The sequence below is a fragment of the Nocardia sp. bgisy134 genome (genome assembly GCF_965341865.1).
Lineage (GTDB): Bacteria > Actinomycetota > Actinomycetes > Mycobacteriales > Mycobacteriaceae > Nocardia.
Genome location: NZ_CBDQZP010000021.1, coordinates 86,004 through 103,184, shown reverse-complemented (window position 1 = coordinate 103,184; position 17,181 = coordinate 86,004). Strand labels below are relative to the sequence as shown.

Annotated in this window: 10 protein-coding genes and 2 pseudogenes; 7 read left to right on the top strand and 5 right to left on the bottom strand. The window is 65.9% G+C overall.

All coding sequences use genetic code 11. The annotated features are described in order from the left end of the window. Window positions 1-167 precede the first annotated feature (167 nt). The 4 genes from hrpB (at window position 168) to ACRWNM_RS30255 (ending at window position 6,278) form a co-directional block, all read left to right on the top strand. The gene (gene hrpB, locus ACRWNM_RS30270; protein ID WP_431971543.1) at window positions 168-2,609 is read left to right on the top strand and encodes an ATP-dependent helicase HrpB; all 2,442 of its coding nucleotides are present in this window, start codon (window positions 168-170) and stop codon (window positions 2,607-2,609) included. A gap of 149 nt (window positions 2,610-2,758) precedes the next feature. Then, entirely contained in the window at window positions 2,759-3,355 is a 597-nt protein-coding gene (locus ACRWNM_RS30265; RefSeq protein WP_431971542.1) for a QsdR family transcriptional regulator, read from the top strand. Beyond that, complete coding sequence (locus tag ACRWNM_RS30260; RefSeq protein WP_431971541.1) at window positions 3,352-4,491, top strand: serine hydrolase domain-containing protein; 1,140 nt, start codon at window positions 3,352-3,354, stop codon at window positions 4,489-4,491. The genes ACRWNM_RS30265 and ACRWNM_RS30260 overlap by 4 nt, the downstream gene beginning before the upstream one ends. A 194-nt stretch (window positions 4,492-4,685) precedes the next feature. Next, the gene (locus ACRWNM_RS30255) at window positions 4,686-6,278 is read left to right on the top strand and encodes an HD domain-containing phosphohydrolase (protein WP_431971540.1); all 1,593 of its coding nucleotides are present in this window, start codon (window positions 4,686-4,688) and stop codon (window positions 6,276-6,278) included. A gap of 42 nt (window positions 6,279-6,320) precedes the next feature. On the opposite strand, the gene ACRWNM_RS30250 is transcribed toward ACRWNM_RS30255, so the two are convergent. Beyond that, complete coding sequence (locus tag ACRWNM_RS30250) at window positions 6,321-8,135, bottom strand: ATP-binding cassette domain-containing protein (protein WP_431971539.1); 1,815 nt, start codon at window positions 8,133-8,135, stop codon at window positions 6,321-6,323. 147 nt (window positions 8,136-8,282) lie between these two features. Here ACRWNM_RS30250 and ACRWNM_RS30245 point away from each other — a divergent pair. Next, window positions 8,283-8,414, top strand: a pseudogene (locus tag ACRWNM_RS30245) (ATP-binding protein); the annotation flags it as partial. A 17-nt stretch (window positions 8,415-8,431) separates the two neighbouring features. Here the strand turns inward: ACRWNM_RS30245 and ACRWNM_RS30240 are convergent. Next, on the bottom strand, window positions 8,432-11,710 hold the full coding sequence (locus ACRWNM_RS30240; RefSeq protein WP_431971538.1) for a protein kinase domain-containing protein: 3,279 nt from the start codon (window positions 11,708-11,710) through the stop codon (window positions 8,432-8,434). A gap of 506 nt (window positions 11,711-12,216) precedes the next feature. Between ACRWNM_RS30240 and ACRWNM_RS30235 the strand changes: the two genes are divergently transcribed. Continuing rightward, a complete protein-coding gene (locus ACRWNM_RS30235) occupies window positions 12,217-12,615 on the top strand; it encodes a low affinity iron permease family protein (protein WP_431971537.1) in 399 nt (132 codons plus the stop codon). Window positions 12,616-12,939: 324 nt separating this feature from the next. Here ACRWNM_RS30235 and ACRWNM_RS30230 read toward each other — a convergent pair. The 3 genes and pseudogenes from ACRWNM_RS30230 to ACRWNM_RS30220 all read right to left on the bottom strand — a co-directional run. Next, window positions 12,940-13,122, bottom strand: a pseudogene (locus ACRWNM_RS30230) (transposase); the annotation flags it as partial. Next, window positions 13,119-13,829: a transporter gene (locus tag ACRWNM_RS30225; RefSeq protein ID WP_431971536.1), complete on the bottom strand. Its 711-nt coding sequence runs from the start codon at window positions 13,827-13,829 to the stop codon at window positions 13,119-13,121. The gene ACRWNM_RS30225 and the pseudogene ACRWNM_RS30230, both read right to left, overlap by 4 nt. A gap of 51 nt (window positions 13,830-13,880) precedes the next feature. Beyond that, window positions 13,881-15,134: a saccharopine dehydrogenase family protein gene (locus ACRWNM_RS30220; protein WP_431971535.1), complete on the bottom strand. Its 1,254-nt coding sequence runs from the start codon at window positions 15,132-15,134 to the stop codon at window positions 13,881-13,883. A 455-nt stretch (window positions 15,135-15,589) separates the two neighbouring features. Here ACRWNM_RS30220 and ACRWNM_RS30215 point away from each other — a divergent pair, with 455 nt between their 5' ends. Then, window positions 15,590-16,945, top strand: a complete 1,356-nt coding sequence (locus ACRWNM_RS30215) for a flavin monoamine oxidase family protein (protein WP_431971534.1) — start codon at window positions 15,590-15,592, stop codon at window positions 16,943-16,945. The last annotated feature ends 236 nt before the right edge of the window (window positions 16,946-17,181 follow it).

Below are 17,181 nucleotides of genomic sequence, written 5' to 3'. Positions count from 1 at the left end.
GTTGATGTCGAATTCAAGTTCATATTAGCGGTGCCCCTTGGGAGGCGCCCGCGCGGCGGCCGGGGCCGGGTGTTCCACTCGTGCGAGAGGTGTGCTGGTGTGAGACGCACTCCGTGCGGTGGGGTAGGGCGTCGTCGATTGGAGCCGAGGCCGCAGACTGGTGGGTAATGAAACTGCCTGAGCTTCCTGATCTGCCGGTCCGTGGCGTTCTCGACCGAATTGTCGAGACGTTGGCCGAGCGCGAGACTGCTGTGCTGGTCGCGCCACCGGGGACTGGGAAGACGACCTTGGTGCCGTTGGCGTTGGCGGCGAGGACTGCACAGCGGGTGCTGGTGGCTGAGCCTCGACGGTTGGCGGCTCGAGCCGCAGCTGCGCGGATGGCTTCTTTGCTTGGGGAGTCGGTGGGGGAGACCGTCGGGTACTCGGTCCGAGGGGATCGGCGAGCAGGGCGGGACACTCAGGTCGAAGTCGTCACGTCGGGGTTGCTGGTGCGACGGTTGCAGAGCGATCCCGAGTTGGCGGGGGTTGATGTGGTTGTGCTCGATGAGTGCCATGAGCGGCATCTCGACGCGGATCTGTTGTTGGCGTTGCTGCTCGATGCCAGGGCTGGGTTGAGGCCGGATCTGCGGGTGCTTGCTACGTCGGCGACTGTTGCGGCTGAACGGCTTTCGGCGCTGTTGGGTGGGGATCGTGCGGCGCCGGTGGTGCAGGTCCAGGGGCGGACCCATCCCGTGGATACGACGTATGTTGCGCCGTTGCCACGCGAGCGCGTCGAAGCACAGGTGGCACGCGCCACCCGGGCCGCACTCGTCGGAACCGAGGGCGACGTGCTCGTCTTCCTGCCTGGGGCAGCCGAAATCCGCCGGACGACAGCACTTCTGGCCGACGTGGACGGCGTGGATCTCGTTCCGTTGCACGGCAGACTTTCCGCCGCGGGGCAGGACACAGCGTTGCGGCCAGGGCCGCGGCGGCGAGTGGTGCTGTCCACGGCGGTGGCGGAGTCCAGTTTGACGGTGCCCGGGGTGCGAGCGGTGGTGGATTCGGGACTGGCTCGGGTCCCACGCATCGATCGGGGGCGTGGGCTGTCCGGGCTCGCGACAGTTCGAGTCTCGGTGGCGGTGGCCGAGCAGCGCGCCGGGCGGGCCGGGCGTGAGGGTCCGGGGCGGGTGTGGCGATGCTGGCCGGAATACGAGCACGGCACGCTGCCTGCCTACCCGGAGCCGGAGATTCGGACGGCGGACCTGACTCGGTTGGCGTTGGAACTGGCATGTTGGGGCACGGCTGACGGTCATGGCCTCGCCTGGTGGGATGCTCCGCCGCCCGGTGGGTTGGTTGCGGGCCGGGCTGTATTGCGCGCGTTGGGGGCCGTGAACGGAGACGGTGTTGTCACCGACCGTGGGCGGCGCATCGCTCGGATCGGGCTGCATCCTCGGTTGGCGCGGGCGTTGCTCGACGGGGCGGCCGAGGTCGGTGCTCGGGCGGCTGCGGAAGTGGTCACTGTCCTCGACGACGACACTCTTGCCTCCGGAGTCGATCTCACGGCTGGTCTGCGTGTGCTGCGGCGCGAGCGGCCGGCACGCTGGCGGCGGGAGGTCGAGCGGCTGGTACGATCGGTCGAGGCGTCGGACGGTGTCGACGATCCGGCTTACGTTGTCGCGCTGGCTCATCCGGAGCGGCTGGCGCGACGGCGCGGCCCGGGCTCGGCGAGCTATCTCATGGTCGGCGGCACTGCGGTGACGCTGCCGCCCGGCTCTGGAATAGGTGATGCGGAGTGGCTGGCGGTCGGCGTTGCGACGCGCGATCCGGGTCGTTCCGAGGGGTGGATACGGTTGGCTGCGGTCGCCGATGAACAGCTGGCCCGCCGTGCCGCATCGAGCCTGCTGACGACCATCGACGAGGTCGATTGGATCGACGGCGATGTGGTCGCTCGGCGGGTCGAACGACTGGGAGCGATCGTGTTGTCGGAGAAGCTGATTCGTGACCCCGATCGCCAATTGCTCAGCGCCGCGGTGCGTCGCGGACTGAGCGCGACCGGTCTCGGCCTGCTGCGCTGGGATTCCGATGCGATCGCCTTACGTCAGCGCCTCGACTTCCTGCACCGCACCCTCGGCGCCCCTTGGCCGCCGGTCGATGACGAGTCGCTGCTCGCCGCCACCGACACCTGGCTCGGCCCCGAACTTGCCACTGCCCGCCGCCGCGCCGACCTCGAACGCATCGACGCCGGACAGGCACTGAGTCGCCTGCTGCCCTGGCCGGACGCCGTCCGGATGGACGAACTGGCGCCGGAACGATTGGAGGTCCCTTCTGGCGGCCGCCCCCGCCTCGACTACTCGACCGACCCGCCGGTGCTCGCGGTCAAAGTGCAGGAAGTCTTCGGTTGGACGGACGCACCACGCCTGGCCCTTGGCCGCGTCCAGATCGTGCTGCACCTGCTCTCACCCGCCCAACGCCCGGTCGCGGTCACTACGGACCTGGCATCCTTCTGGCGCACCGGCTGGCCTCGAGTCCGCGCCGACCTCCGCGGTCGCTACCCCAAACACGCCTGGCCGGAAGACCCCACCACCATGCCCGCCCACCGCGGCACTGCGCGCAATGCCGGGCGCGGCTAGCCAAGACCCCACGCTGACCCCACGTTTTTGGCTGTGCGCTCATTCGCCGCAACGAGCCGGCGTAGCCAGGGGCGAGTAGCGGCGTCTCGCCTGAGCGGGTATGCAACAGATGCTTGATTCATTGCACCATTTGTGAGTATGTTGCATCCATGAGTGGTCCCAGTCACAGCAGTCCTGGAGGCGATCAGGCGATCGACGTCGCCCGTCGCCAGTTCCTCGCCGGCGACCGGTTGGACATGCAAAAACTCGCCGCTGAACTCGGGGTCGACCGGTCGACGCTGTTCCGCTGGGTCGGCAATCGCGACCGGCTGCTCGCGACCGTGCTGTGGTCGCTTGCCGAGCCGACATACCGCGCCGCGGTGGCGTCGACCACGCGCAATGGTGCCGCCCGGATCGCCGACGCGACAGGCGCGTTCGGCCAAGCACTCATCGAAGCACCGTATTTCCGCACGTTCCTGCGTCGGGAACCCGAACGCGCGCTGCGCCTGCTCACGACCAAGGAAAGCCCGGTCCAGCACGAAATGGTCGGCGCCGCAGAACGTGTGGTGCAACAGGAACTGGACCGCGGCCACCTCACTCATCCGATGTCGGCGCGTGACCTGGCCTACCTCATCGCGCGCATCACCGAATCCTTCATCTACGCCGATCTCATCACCGGAGACGACCCCGACGCCGCGAAAGCCGCCATCGCGGTGGCGGCGTTGCTCGGCGATGCCACCTATACACCGAAAGGGACTTCGTCATGACTGCGCGCGGGTACTGCAGCCCCGAATTCGTCGAGCTGCGAACCGAGTTCGAGAAGAACATCGCTTCGGGAAAGGAGCTGGGGGCGTCGGTAGTCGTCGACATCGACGGCGATGTCGTGGTCGATCTGTGGGGCGGGTTCTGCGACAGCGAACGAACCCGACCGTGGAAGTCCGACACCATCACGAACGTGTGGTCGTCGACGAAGACGGTCACGAGTCTGGCGGTGTTGATGCTGGTGGACCGTGGCCGGCTCGATGTCCGCGCACCGGTCGCGGAGTACTGGCCTGAATTCGCAGCCCATGGGAAAGACCGGATCGAGCTCCGCCATCTCCTTTCGCATACCTCCGGTGTCGCCGGATGGGAGCCGCCGTTCGGCATGGACGAGCTCTACGACTGGGAACTGGCGAGCTCCCGCCTGGCCGGCCAAGCTCCGCGGTGGGAGCCGGGAACCGCATCCGGATACCACGCACAGAACTTCGGCCAGTTGCTCGGCGAGGTCGTTCGCCGAGTCACCGGCAAGACGCTCGCCCAATTCGTCGCCGACGAGATCGCCGGACCGCTGGGCGCCGACTTCCAGATCGGCGCTCGCGAATCGGATTGGCCGCGTATCGCCGAAGTCGTTCCGCCGCCGCCGCTTCCAATCGACCTGACCGTGCTTCCCGAGGACAACCTGACACGACTCGCCCTCGGCACTCCGCAGCTCGATGCGGCCGCCGCGAACACCGCGTCATGGCGGCGCGCCGATCTGGGCGCCTACAACGGACACGGCAACGCCCGCTCGCTCGCCCGCATCCTTTCTGTCATCGCCCGCGGCGGGACAGTCGACGACATCACGTTGTTGACACCGGGCACGATCGACTTGATTTTCGAGGAGCAGTCCAACGGAAACGACCTCGTGCTGGGACTTCCGTTGCGCTTCGGCATCGGTTACGGCCTTCCGCAACTGGTCAGCCTCCCCTACATCCCGGACGAACGGATCTGCTTCTGGGGCGGCTGGGGCGGATCGATGGTCGTCATGGATCTCGACCGTCGCATGACCGTCACCTACGCGATGAACAGGATGGGTCCCGGGATCATCGGTTCGCCGCGCAGCGAGGCGTACCTGCGCACGATCTATCGGCTGGTCGACGCCTGATCGTCGTACACACTGGCCTTGCGGAACGTCACGCCCGGTGCGTACGCCGGGCGGCTGGGCAGTATCGACGTACGATCACCGGCGCGATACACGCATCGTCGGAACGGCCCGCGGTCGCGCGTGCTGCGGCGCGGATACACAGTGGTCTCGTCCTTCGCGCAGAGATGGCCGTTGTTCGGGTGGACAATGGGAGAATGCACCCGCACGGGACGTTGCCCGGCTCGGGAAAGGGTCTGAGCAGAGCCGAACTGCTCGCCGCGATATCGCTTGCGATCGACCTCGGTCTGGGTCAGCCGATGGAACACATGCTTCGGTCGTCCTTGATCGCGACACGGATCGCCGATCGGATGAGGCTCGACCGGCAACAGCGGGCGACCGTGTACTACGCCAATCTGGTCGGGTGGATCGGTTGTCACGCCGACTCCCACGAACTCTCGGCGCTCTTCGGCGACGACATCGCCTTCCGGGCCGACACCTACACGGTGGACATGACCGGCCTGCCGTTTCTGCGGCTGATGACGAGTCATGTCGGACGCGGATTGCCGGGCTGGGAGCGCGGCATCCGTGCCACTGCCTTTCTGGTCACGGCTCGCAGCCAGGTCGCCACACTGATCCAGTCGCATTGCAGTTCCGCCGGGGTTCTCTCCGATCGGATGGGCTTGGACGAGCAGGTCGGAAAGGCGCTGGCCCACACCTTCGAACGCTGGGACGGCCGGGGGCTGCCCAACGGTTCCCGCGGAGACGATATCCCGGTCGAGATCCACATCGCTCACGTCGCAGACGTCGTCGAGGTGCACCTGCGGACGGGTGGGCTCGAGCACGCGAAGGGTGTTGTCCGTTCTCGGCGCGGCAGTCAGTTCAGCCCAGCCGTGGCGGCGGTGTTCGATCGCGACGCGGCGGCGATCGTGGACGGGTTGCTCGAAATCGACGTCTGGACAGCAGCATTGGCCCAGGCACCGGATCGTGACCGAACCCTGACGGCCGAGGAGAGCGACGAGTTACTCGAGGCCATGGCTGATTTCGCCGATCTCAAATCTCCATTCACTCTGGGGCATTCGCGTGGCGTCGCGAACCTGGTGGCCGGGGCAGCTCGACACCTGGGCATGTCGCCGTCGGACATCACGCATCTCTACCGTGCCGGCCTGGTGCACGGCCTTGGCAAAATGGGAGTGTCCAACCGGATCTGGGAGAAGAAGGGGCCGCTCACTACGGCTGAATGGGAACGGGTACGGATGTATCCGGATCTGACCGGTCGGATACTGGGTCGAGTCAACGGCTTGGAGTCGGTGGTGCCCATCGCGATGAAGCACCGGGAAAGGATCGACGGGTCCGGCTTTCCCCGGGGGATCGCCGGCGCGGAGTTGACCGCGCAGGACCGGCTGCTTGCCACGGCGGACGCTTATCAACGACTGCTCGAGCCGCGTCCCGACCGGCCGCCGCTCGATCCTCGCGGCGCTGCCGATCGGTTACGAAAGGAGGCGCGCGCCGGACGCCTCGACGCCGAGTCGGCTGCGGCCGTGCTTGCGGTGGCCAGTCCGCGGAGCTCGCGGCGGACGCCCTGGCCGGCCGGGCTGACCGACCGCGAGGTCGAGATCCTGCGACTCGTCGCGCAGGGCCGATCGAACAGAGAGATCGCCGCCGAACTGTTCATCGCCGAGAAGACGGCACGCAACCACGTCGAACGTGTCTACGCCAAGCTCGGCGTCAACAACCGCACGCAGGCCAGTCTCGCCGCGATCGACCGGGGTCTGGCGGGGTTCCCGGTCAATGCGACCGTCGGAAATTGAAGTATCCGCTGCGCCAGGTAAATCAGCTCGGCAACCGTGCCTTCATCGCCGGGATGCGCTGGGCCGGGACCGCCGGTCCAAGACCCATATCGTGGCCAGCATGAGGGCAACGGCAAACGAGGCGAGCGCGAGGAGACTGGCGCCGGTGCCTCCGTGGAAGGTGTCGCCGTAGGCGGACATGGCAGGCAGCGTGGTGGTGTACCGCTCGAGATCCAGATCGCGACCCAGCGCTTCGAACGCGTGGCGGTTGGATAGGCCGAGACTCATCAGGCGTCCCGGGAGGGCCATCTCGTCGACGGGGACGATGGCGCCACCGAACAGAACCTGAGGGAAGCAGAGCATCGGCAGGGCGAGGGCGGCCTGCGCGGCGTTGGAGACCGCGGCCGAGGCGAGCAATCCGAGGGCCAGTGCCGAGGTCGCCTCGATCACAATCGTCACGAACAGGAAGGCGGACACGTCCCATCCCACGGCGGGGAGCCGACCGAGCGCCCGCAGCACACCGAGAAGCACCGCGCTCACTCCAGCCAGCACCGGAAGCAGCGCTGTCACCTTGGATGCCACGTAGGCGCTCACACTGAGCCCGGCCAGGCGCTCCCGCCGGAAGACGGCCATCTCCCCGACGATCTGGAGCAGGCCGTACGTGAGGCCGAAGAAGAAGCCTGCGAACGCGATCCAGAACACGATCTGGACCGGGCCGAGGTCGGCTTCGTTACGCGGATCGAACGCGTCTCGCTGGAACAGGGTCGCCATCATCGCAGTGACCAGCACCGGTGAGCCGAGCAGGACCGCCAAGGTCAGCCGGTTGCGAAGGAGAACATCGACATTGCGTCGTGTCAGTAGCCACCATTGCCGGACCATGTCTGTGCGCTTGACGTCGGAACGGGTGGCGGGGATGGGCAGTAGCGCCGAGCCAGGCCGGGTTGTCGACCTCCCACCGCTGTCCGCGAATCGCTCCGCCCAGATCTGAGGGGTGTGCTCACGAGCCAGCCGGTCGTACACCTCGGCGAGATCCTCGACGCCGAAGTAGCGCCGAGCCTCGGTCGGGCTGCCGGTGAAGGCCAGGTGGCCGTCGCGCGCCAGGAACACCACCCGGTCACACCGGTCGATGCCGGTCGGCTCGTGCGTCGTGAGGACGACTGTGACTCCGCGCTGGCTGAGTCGGCGCAGCAGGCGCATCACGTCGGCTGCGGTCGACGGATCGAGCCCGGAGGTGGGTTCGTCGAGGAAGAACAGGTGTGGCCGGGTCAGTAGCTCCACGGCGATACTGGCCCGCTTGCGCTGGCCGCCGGACAGCGCACGGACCGGCACCTCGGCCCGATCAGCCAGGTCGAGGTCATGCATGGTCTCCTCGACTACCCGGTCCGCCTCGGCCGCCGATGTGCCTGCGGGCAGCCGAAGCCGCGCCGCGTAGCGCAGCGTGCGGCGCAGGGGCATCTCGAGATGGATGATGTCCTCCTGGGGCACGTAGCCGATACGGGAATCGGCGCTGACTCGGTCCCCGCGAACGACGCCGTCATGCCGAACCTCCCCGGCAGACGGTGGTCGCAGTCCCGCGAGGATCTCCAGCAATGTGCTCTTTCCTGCTCCACTGCCGCCGGCAATGGCGACCAACTCGCCTGGTTCGACCGACAACGACAGCTCTTGGAGAATCTGCCGCGCCCCGACACACCGGCTTACGTTGACTGCATCGATTCGCCCGCCGTCCGGCACTCCAGGTGTGTGATCTGAAATGGGCGTACCGAACCGCTCGACGGTCGGTGATTCGAATGTCAATTCGGTCATGACCGGTGATCTCCGTGATTCCTGAACTCGCTTCGTCATGCCCTGATCATCGGTCCGCCGCCGCCGTGGTCGCATGAGGCGTTTGCCTCAAATCGCGCCCTGGCTGTGCCAGCGCCCACCAGGAAGCATCGCCTCACCGGGCAGCGGGAAAACTGGCTCCGTGGTTAGATCGGAGACCCTCGGAACAGCGGATTTCGTTGGGGAAACAAGACGGCGCCGCAGCAGGTCGCTCTGGAGGAGTTCGACTTCGCCGCGAGCCCGAAACTGCCCTCTGCGCAGATCCGTGACCTGGCAGCGCTGCGGTGGCTGCCGATCGGTGAGTCGGTCATCCTGACCGGGCCGGTTGACGCTGGATAGCGCGTCATCTTCGCTCATGCTTCCGAAGCATTGTTCTGCGATGCCGCGATCCATGCTGCGATCTGTGCCCGGGAGGTGAACCCCAGCTTGGTCAGCAGGTGCTCGACGTGTCCTTGGGCGGTGCGTGGTGAGATGACCAGGCGAGTGGCGATCTCCCGATTGGTGAGCCCTTCGGCGATCAGTTCGGCGACTTGTCGTTCCCGTTTGGTCAGTTTGCGACCGGCGCTGTCTGCGGGTGCGGGAGGGGCGTGTTCACCCAGGGCGTAGGCGATCGCGGCGTCGAAACTGAGCGCGGCGCCCTCCCTTTGGGCTGCAGCGTATGTCTGCTCGCTCATTGCCTGGCGAGTCCGGCGCTCGGACTCTTCGTGGGGGACGAGCAGGTCGGAGTACCAGCTCGGCGAAGCGCCCACCGACCGGTCGATATGATCAGCGGCTGCCATCAGCACGACCGCACGCTCGACATCCTGTTGGTCGTTGGCGATCCGCGCCAATGCGCGTAGGCACATGCTCGTGTTCGTGCGGTCGTTCACCGTCCGGCTCGCCTGCAGTGCCCGCGCGAGTAGTCGAGTCGCCCGCGCGAGGTCGCCCTGCCGACACGACGCCACCGCCAGCGACCACAGCACGTAAGGGCGGTACATCGTTTCGCCGTGCTTTTCGGCGATGGCGAGCGCGTGCTCGTAGCATTCGACGGCTTTTTCGGTATCGTTGTGCAGTTCCTGGGTGAATCCGAGGAGTGTCAACGCGTGGACTCGGAAGAAGACGTTGTCGAGTTTCGTATACGCCTGGACAGCCTTCTCGAGGTACGGGCTTGCGGCAGAAGGTTTTCCGCTGAGTATCGCGAGAATTCCGTCGGCGAGGTCGATGTGTGCGCGGGCAAACGGGGCGGTGGTCTGCTCTACGAGCGGGCGCCCTTTGCGCACGAGACCCTCGACCGCGGGAAGGTCACCTTGTACCGCCGCTATCATGCAGGCGGCGTAGATCGCCGCGGCCTGGTCGATGGTGAGTTGGCCGGTGCGGCGAGCCAGAAGACGGTCCAGCCAGCGGCGCGCCTCACTCAGCGAGCCTTGGGAGTACCAGAACGGCCAAATATCGGCGGCGATCCGGATCCCGACTTCGGGGTTGTCGGAGACGCAGAACTCCAGCGCCTGCCGCAAGTTCGGCTGCTCCCGACGCAACCGGGAGATCCACTCGAGCGCCCGGTTACTGGGCCAGTTGGCATACGCGTCAAGGGCAAGCCGTTCGTACCAGTCGCGGTGGCGGCGTCGGTACTGGAGGTATTCGCCGGTCTCTCTTGCCTTTTCGTGACCGTAGTCGCGCACGGTGTCGAGCATTCGGAATCGGACCGCGGTATCCGATTCCTCCCGTATCAATATCGACTTGTCGACGAGGGAGGCCACCGTGTCCAGGAAATCCTCTGCCGTGGGATCGTCGCCGCAGACGTATTGGGCGGCCTCGAGTTCGAAGCTTCCGGCGAACACCGAGAGCTGGGCCCATACTCGTTGTTCTGTCGGGGTGCACAGGTCGTGGCTCCAGTCGATGCACATGCGCAACGTCTGTTGCCGTGGCGGGGCGGTCCTGCTGCCGCGGGTGAGCAATGCGAATCGATCGGTCAGCCGCTGCAAGATCTGGTCCGGCGACATGACTCGCAGCCGGGCTGTCGCCAGCTCGATCGGCAACGGCAAGCCGTCCAGCTGCCGGCAGATCCCGGCGATGGTGGCCGTGTTGTCGTCGGTGATCTCGAAGCCCGCGACGGCCGTGGTTGCTCGTTCGGCGAACAATCTCATCGCGTCGTTTCGGGACGGGCTCCTCGGTAGCCGGTCGGGATCGGGAACGGCAAGCGGGTGTACCGGCAATACCGCTTCTCCGTCGAGGCCGATCGGTTCGCGACTCGTCGCGAGAATTCGCAACCCGGGACACGCGCGAAGCAGTGATTCGGCGAGCTCGGCGACCGCGGCGACCATTTGCTCGCAATTGTCCAGCACGAGTAGCAGTTCCCCGTCGGCCAGGAACTCGGCGAGCACCTCGCGCAGCGGCCGCGCCGATCGGTCCTGCAATCCCAGCGCGTTCGCCACGATGCTCGCCAGCAGCGACTCGTCACGCACCTCGCCGATTTCCACGAATGCCACACCGTCGGCGAACTCACGCTGCACGTTGGTGGCGACCCGCACCGCCAGCCGGGTCTTGCCTACCCCGCCCATCCCGGTCAACGTCACCAATCGCGCGGTCGACAACGAGTTCTTCGCTTCGGTCAGCTCGGTACGTCGATTCACGAAACTGGTCAGCTCCAACGGAGCCTTCCCCGGTCGAGAAGTCTGCGACGGTCGGCGCTGATTCGACACTGTCGAGGAAGACTTCCCGCGTGTGGGTGGCGTGGGTTCGTGCTCGGCTTCGGACGGGGTATGCAGAGCCATCTCGTCGACGGGAAGTCCATGGTGGCGTTGCGAGGCCTGGAGTTGCTCACCCAGTTCCGCGGCGGACGGGCGGCTGCGCGGGTCGCTGTGCATGGCACGTTCGACGATGGCGCTGACATCCTCGGCGATGCCCTGCTCCCGCAGATCAGGGACCGGCTCGGAGGTGATCCGGACGAACTGAGCCACCAACTGCTCACCGCTGCGGCGTTCGAAAGCGGCATGACCGGTGATCGCGGCGAACAACGTCGCGCCCAAGCCATAGACGTCGGTGGCGGGACTCGGTGACTCGCCGGCGACCACTTCCGGCGCGGTAAAGGCCGGCGTACCTGTCACGATGCCGGTGCCGGTGACGAAACCGCCTGCGAAATGGGCGATTCCGAAGTCCACCAGCGTCGGCTCGTCGTAATCGGTGAAAAGGATGTTCGCTGGCTTGACGTCGCGATGCAGAACCCCGAAGCGATGCGCCGTCTCCAGCGCCCCGGCCAGCTTCACCCCGAGCCGCAGCACCTCCTGCAGCTCCAGTGGCCCGTCGCTGCGGATCCGCGCGTCGAGGGAACCGCGCGGGTAGTACGGCATCACGAGAAAAGGCCGACCATTGCCGGTCACATCCGCGTGGAGGACGTGCACGATATTGGGGTGCCCGGTCAGCCTGCCCGCGGCGCGTTGCTCGCGGAAGAACCGCGCCCGATTGTCCTCGTCGAGACCGGTGGTGAGCAGTTTGACCGCCACCACGCGGTCGAGCTCGGCCTGCGTGCACCGGTAGACGGCACCGAACCCGCCGCGGCCGATCTCCATGGCGTCGTCGAACCCGGCCGCGGCCAGTTCCGCCGCGACCGAGCCAGACGCGTCGCGTTGCGTTGCGAGCGGATCGGCGCCGGTCATCGACCTATACCGATTCACCCGATCCACGCCATGGCAACAGCATCATTGTCCTGCTCGCCTCTCGATGACTACTTCGAGGATATCGCCACGGTAGTAACTGCGGGCCCCACCGCCGCAGTCGACGGCACGTGAAGACTGATCACTGCGCGGCATCCGAATTTCGACCCCTTGTCTGTTCGCCGAGGCTATAACCCGAGTCAGGGAGGACGAAAGGGGTGCTTGCCGCATGGTGGGTGCGGAGTCGAGCCATAGCAGAACCTGCAGGTCGGCGATGTCGAGTCGGTGAGCGATGGCTTCGGCCACGAACGTGGCGGCCAGGTTGTGCTGAATGAGGGCTGATTGTTACCGATATTCGTCGGGCGAGGGGTCGGGGGAAGGCGCGGAAGCTGCGTGGCAGTCGGTGGTTACCGTGCATGTCGCGAAGGAAATGCCGTTGCCGGCGATGCGCGTCGGCGAGCGTGATCGTCCGGATGTGGTGGGGGTGGGATGTGACTAAAATTCCGGTGATGGAGCGACGCAGCGAGGCCGCACGGAGTCGTGGCGGAGGTGATCGCCGGTCGCCGTTCGACCGGTTCGTCGAGCAGGCCGAGTTGCGAGTGAGTCAGGCTCCGTTCTTCTTCGTCTGTGCGGGGATCGTCGTGGCGTGGCTGATCAGCTTGCCATGGTGGACGGACCTCAAGACCTGGCAAGTCGCCATTCATACCGTTGCGAGCGTTTTCACGCTGCTGTTGGTGGTGCTGCTCGAGAACTCCAGTCGCCGGGCAAGCGAGGCCGCGCAGGAGAAACTCAATGTCATCGCCGAGGCGCTGGCGGCGCTGCTGGCGTCGTCCGCGTTCGACGATTCCGAGCTTCGAACGGTCGCGGAGCGGCTCCGGGAAGCTGTTGGACTCGAAGAGCGCCACTGAAATGTGGTTGTTCGGGGATTCACCGGCGGCCAAGTCCGCGGCCCAATGATCGCGGCCCGATAGGCGGGGACCGGATCCGCTCTGACCGGCGATGTGCAAAGCGCAGCGATAAGACAGATTGTGCGGGGTGGCGTGTTGTGTACACCTGCACGCTGTGCAGGTGCCGGGGAGACCCGCGCCGGTTCGCCGTGTGACGAGCGGTGGCATCGGTCGGATCTTTCGTCGCTGCGCCATGTGGATGCGCCGATGTTGGACGGCACGCTGACTTGTTCACGCCACGACACATGCCGATGTGGTCCGCCATTTCCGGTCGTGCATGGCGCATCTGGCAGTCTCGGTGCGTCCGGCCGTGCCGGAGTACTGGCGTTGCACCCCGGCCGAGCGGACGCCCTTTTCAGACCCGGTGTCGTCGGCGATCGGTACCGCATCGCGGTTACCTAGCCGATCGGCCACATAGCCGCGCACGTAGTCACGGACGCCGTCGATATCCCAGTCGGTATCACTCAGTCGGAAACTGCTACCGAACTCGCGACCGGGGACCCTGGTGCTCGATCAGCTGCAATTCGGTCGCTGCTATTTTGCAGCGCGCGATAGCCGAAGTAGTACACGACCATTTGGCAAGCCCAGGTGATGAGGGCCAAGATGTAGAAGATCGTGTGGTGCTCATCGTCGCCGGGTATGCGGTAGAAGTCGTACACCCCGGCGATCGCGGCTGCTGCGGCGCTGATGGCCGCTACCGCGATCGCATGACGGTGCTCACCGGCATTCCACAGCCGCCACGCGAAGTAGAGCAGGAACAGGGTGGTCAGGGCGTTCATCACGACGTAGAAGATGGCCGCAGCCAGCCCGAGGTCGTCGGCGAAGGCGGACATGAACAGGCCACCCACGATGGCGAGCCCGAAGACACCGATATCGACGGCGAGCGGCGGCTTGAATCCGTGGGTGACCTTCATCAAACCAAGGACGAGAATCACGGTGATTCCGACCGACCGGGAGAACGCGTCGAAGAAGAATGCCAGGTGATACATCGGGCTGGTTTCGTTCGCGCCGACCACCCCGTAAACCAGGAAGTTGGTTCCCGAACTCGCGACGATGATCCATTCGAGACCGAGTAAGTAGTTTCTGTAGTTCTTGATGAACTTCCAGCCGTAGGTGAACCCGGCGACGATCATGAAGAGATCGGCGAGTGCATACAGTGTTGTTTTGAGATCCATGATCAACCTTGTGCGAGGTCCGGTGTTCGATGTATCGACGAACCGAGGCGGCTAGTGCGAGACTTCGTAGATCTCGTCGCGCGGGGTGCCGACACGTTCGAGGCCCTTGTAGAACCGCTCCGGCTCGGCCCATTCTTCGGGCGTGAATACCCCTGCGCGGGTTCCGGGTTCTTCGTCGAGTGCCACCACCATGAACGCGGCACAGGCCGTTCCCGTCGCCGCGGCCATATCGGTGAACAGATAGGTGCCAGGTCCACTCACCGGGGTACGGCGGCTGACCACCGCGGGCAGGCCGTTGCGGAGGCCGGTCACCTCGACCTTCAGGGCGGACTTGTGGGGGAAGGTATGGCCCACCGCCGCCAAGGCAAGGAACTTGATCAGCTCGGTGGGCGTCGACTCCCCGGTACGCGCGATGTCCCGCAATCCGGAAAGAGCGTGGCGGAAGCCCTTCGAGCTGCCGCCCTTGTTGGTCATCAAGGCCTCCAAGAAGTCCACTGCCTCCTGCATGGACATGTGGCCCTTCTGCACGGCCAGGCCGACGCCGCGGACAATACCGTTGTAGGGGGCCGGATCCAGCCCGCCGAAGCAGCGGATGTTCTTGGCATCCGGGTACTTTCGCGGCAAGGTCACCGGCTCCGGGTGCGCGGTCTCGTGCACCATGGTCAGCCCGAGTCCGCCGCCCAGCTCCGTCCAGCGGGTCTCCAGCCAGGACTGGTGCATCACCGGTCCGCCGTTCTCCCAGGTCATGCAGGGACCGGCGGCGACCCGCAGCATATGATCGAGAACCGCGCGGCCGACGGCTCCGCGCTCATCGCCGACCACCCAATACACGTCGATGTTCTCGACACTGTCCAGCTCGGCGGCGGCGTCGGCGACCAGCACGTTGGTGAAGCCGGGCGACGCACCACAGCCGATGTACATCGGCACCCCCGCCGCTAGGGCGTCTTCGTGCAAGGACAGTGCGTGCAGGGTGCTCTCGATGTCGTCGTCGAAATCGAGATAGGGCACCTTGGCCTCCAGGCACGCCTCCATCACGGGGCCGGCGGTGCGGATGTACGGACCGGCACCGAGCACCACGAGCGCGGCCCCCTCGATGGCATGGCGAAGCCCTTCGCGGTCGTACAGGTCGAGCCGCGCGGCGCTCGCCCGGCCGGGAGGCAGCTGGCGCACCAGCTGATCGAGCAGCTCGGGACGGATGTCGTAGAGGGCCATCTCCCAGTCTCCGTCAGCGACGGCGAACCGTTGGATAGCAAGCCGACACATCTCTCCTGCGGCCCCGATGAAGACAATTCGCTTGGTGCCCATGGCTGTACTCCTGTGGGTCGAGGGCCGCATGCGACCCGAGTGTGATTATCGAAATCGAATCGAGTTCGAGTTCATGCAAACCTAGCGTGGAGGCGAGCTCTGCGCTACCCAGTTGTCGAAACCGTCGTCTATCGACTGTTGACAGCGTCACACCCTGATATTAAACTCGAATCGAGTTCGAGTTATGACCTCATGACGTGGCGTGCTGGCTTTTCGCCGACGTCGGAATGGAGTAGGGCGACGGCGCGCAGGACGTGCAGTCCGTTGTCGGTGACGACGGTGCCCGTGGTGTCTGGCAGCGAGCCCGCTGACGCGGCTCGCTCACCTACGCCGCGAGAGCGATACAGCGCGCCCGATGACGCCCATCGCGCTTCGGAGTGTCGCTGATCGGCCACCGGCCAGTGACGACGATTCGCCGGACCTTCCCTTTGATCGATCCAGAGTCAGGAGTTGATTTGCCAACGCATGATGTGCACGAAGAGGCCACCGAGGTGGTCGTCGTCGGTGCCGGAATGGCGGGGTTGATGGCGGCGACCACGCTGGCGCCGGAGGCCGAGGTGGTTGTTCTCGAATCCACCGACCGTGCGGGCGGACGAGTCGAGACCATCCGGCAGGGCGACTACTGGATCAACGTCGGCACTCAGTTCACCGAGGGCACAGGCCCTCTGATCGATGCCCTCGACCGGCACAACATTCCGATGGGCTCGCTCGCAGGCAAGAGCGTCGCGCTCTACCTGAACGGCGGCCTGGTCGACACCTCGAATCCCGTCGCGCTCATGTTCCGCACGCGGATGACCATGACGGACCGCCTAGGCATGGCGATGGTCGGTGCACGTATCTTCGCGGCCATGCCGTTCCTGGAGTCGCAGAGCCGGATCGCGCAAAAGGTTCGCGCAAAGCTCGACACCAAGCTGGCGACGTACCTGCTCAAAGGCGTCCGGTCAGAACTGGCTGGCTCCATCGTTCGGTCGTGGTCGGCGCAGTGGATGGGATGCGAGGTCGACGAGACGGCCGCGACCCAGTTCGTCACCTCGGTCGCCGTCGCGCTGGCCGACCCGGCAAAGATCCCGAACTTCTCGCTGCCAGTGGGTGGAAACCAGACGTTGACCGACGTTCTGGCGGAGGACCTCGGTGGCCGGATCCGCCTGAACTCGGTGGTGCGATCGGTCCGGCAGGACGGTGACGGCGTAGTGGTCGACTACTACGACGGCGATCGTCCGGCGCGGCTGCGGGCCAAGCGCGCGATCGTCACCGTGCCCGGCGATATCGCGGAGCGGATCATCCCGGAGCTGCCGCAGCAGCAGCGCAACGCATTCCACGACATCACCTACGGTCGGTACGTGGTGGTCGGCTTCTTCACCAACGAAGTCGGGCCGCAATATTTGGACGACTTCTTCGGCGTCTCGACGCCGCAGTTGTCGTTCCAGGCGGTGTTCAACCACGCCGCGGCGTTGCGGAACGGCAGCGTTCGTAAGCCGGGCGGAGCACTGGCCTGTTTCGCGGGCGGCGCTCAGGCCGACGCGTTGTTCGAGCTATCCGACGAGGAGATCGTGTCGCGATTCTCGAAGGACTTGGTCACAGTACTTCCCGAACTGGAGGGGAAGCTGGGCGAAGGCATCGTGCGGCGGCACCATCGGGTCGTGCCCTTCTGGGCGCCCGGGGGGAGGGATTCGCTTCCGATCCTGCGTGATCCGCTCGGAAGCATCTACCTCGCCGGCGACTATCAGCTCGATTTGCCGTCGCTCGCGGACGCGGCCACGTCGGGCGAGCGAGCAGGGAAGGCCGTACTGGCGAGCCTGATCCGACCGTGACAGTCGAGGAGCCGACACGCTACGGCTGCGTCGCCGTGCGCCGGGTCGTCGAATTCTGATCCGGGCGCATGCTCGACTCCAGATGCCTCCACGCCCGACTCTCTCGATCGACGGGAGTCGGGCTCTCGGGTGGTCGGTGTTTGGTTGGAGGGAAGGCGCCTGCGCTGCAACACTATTCAAGACGTGGCGGGTGGGCTGGACCGGTGCCGGCTCAGAACAGGTCGACGTCATCGGTG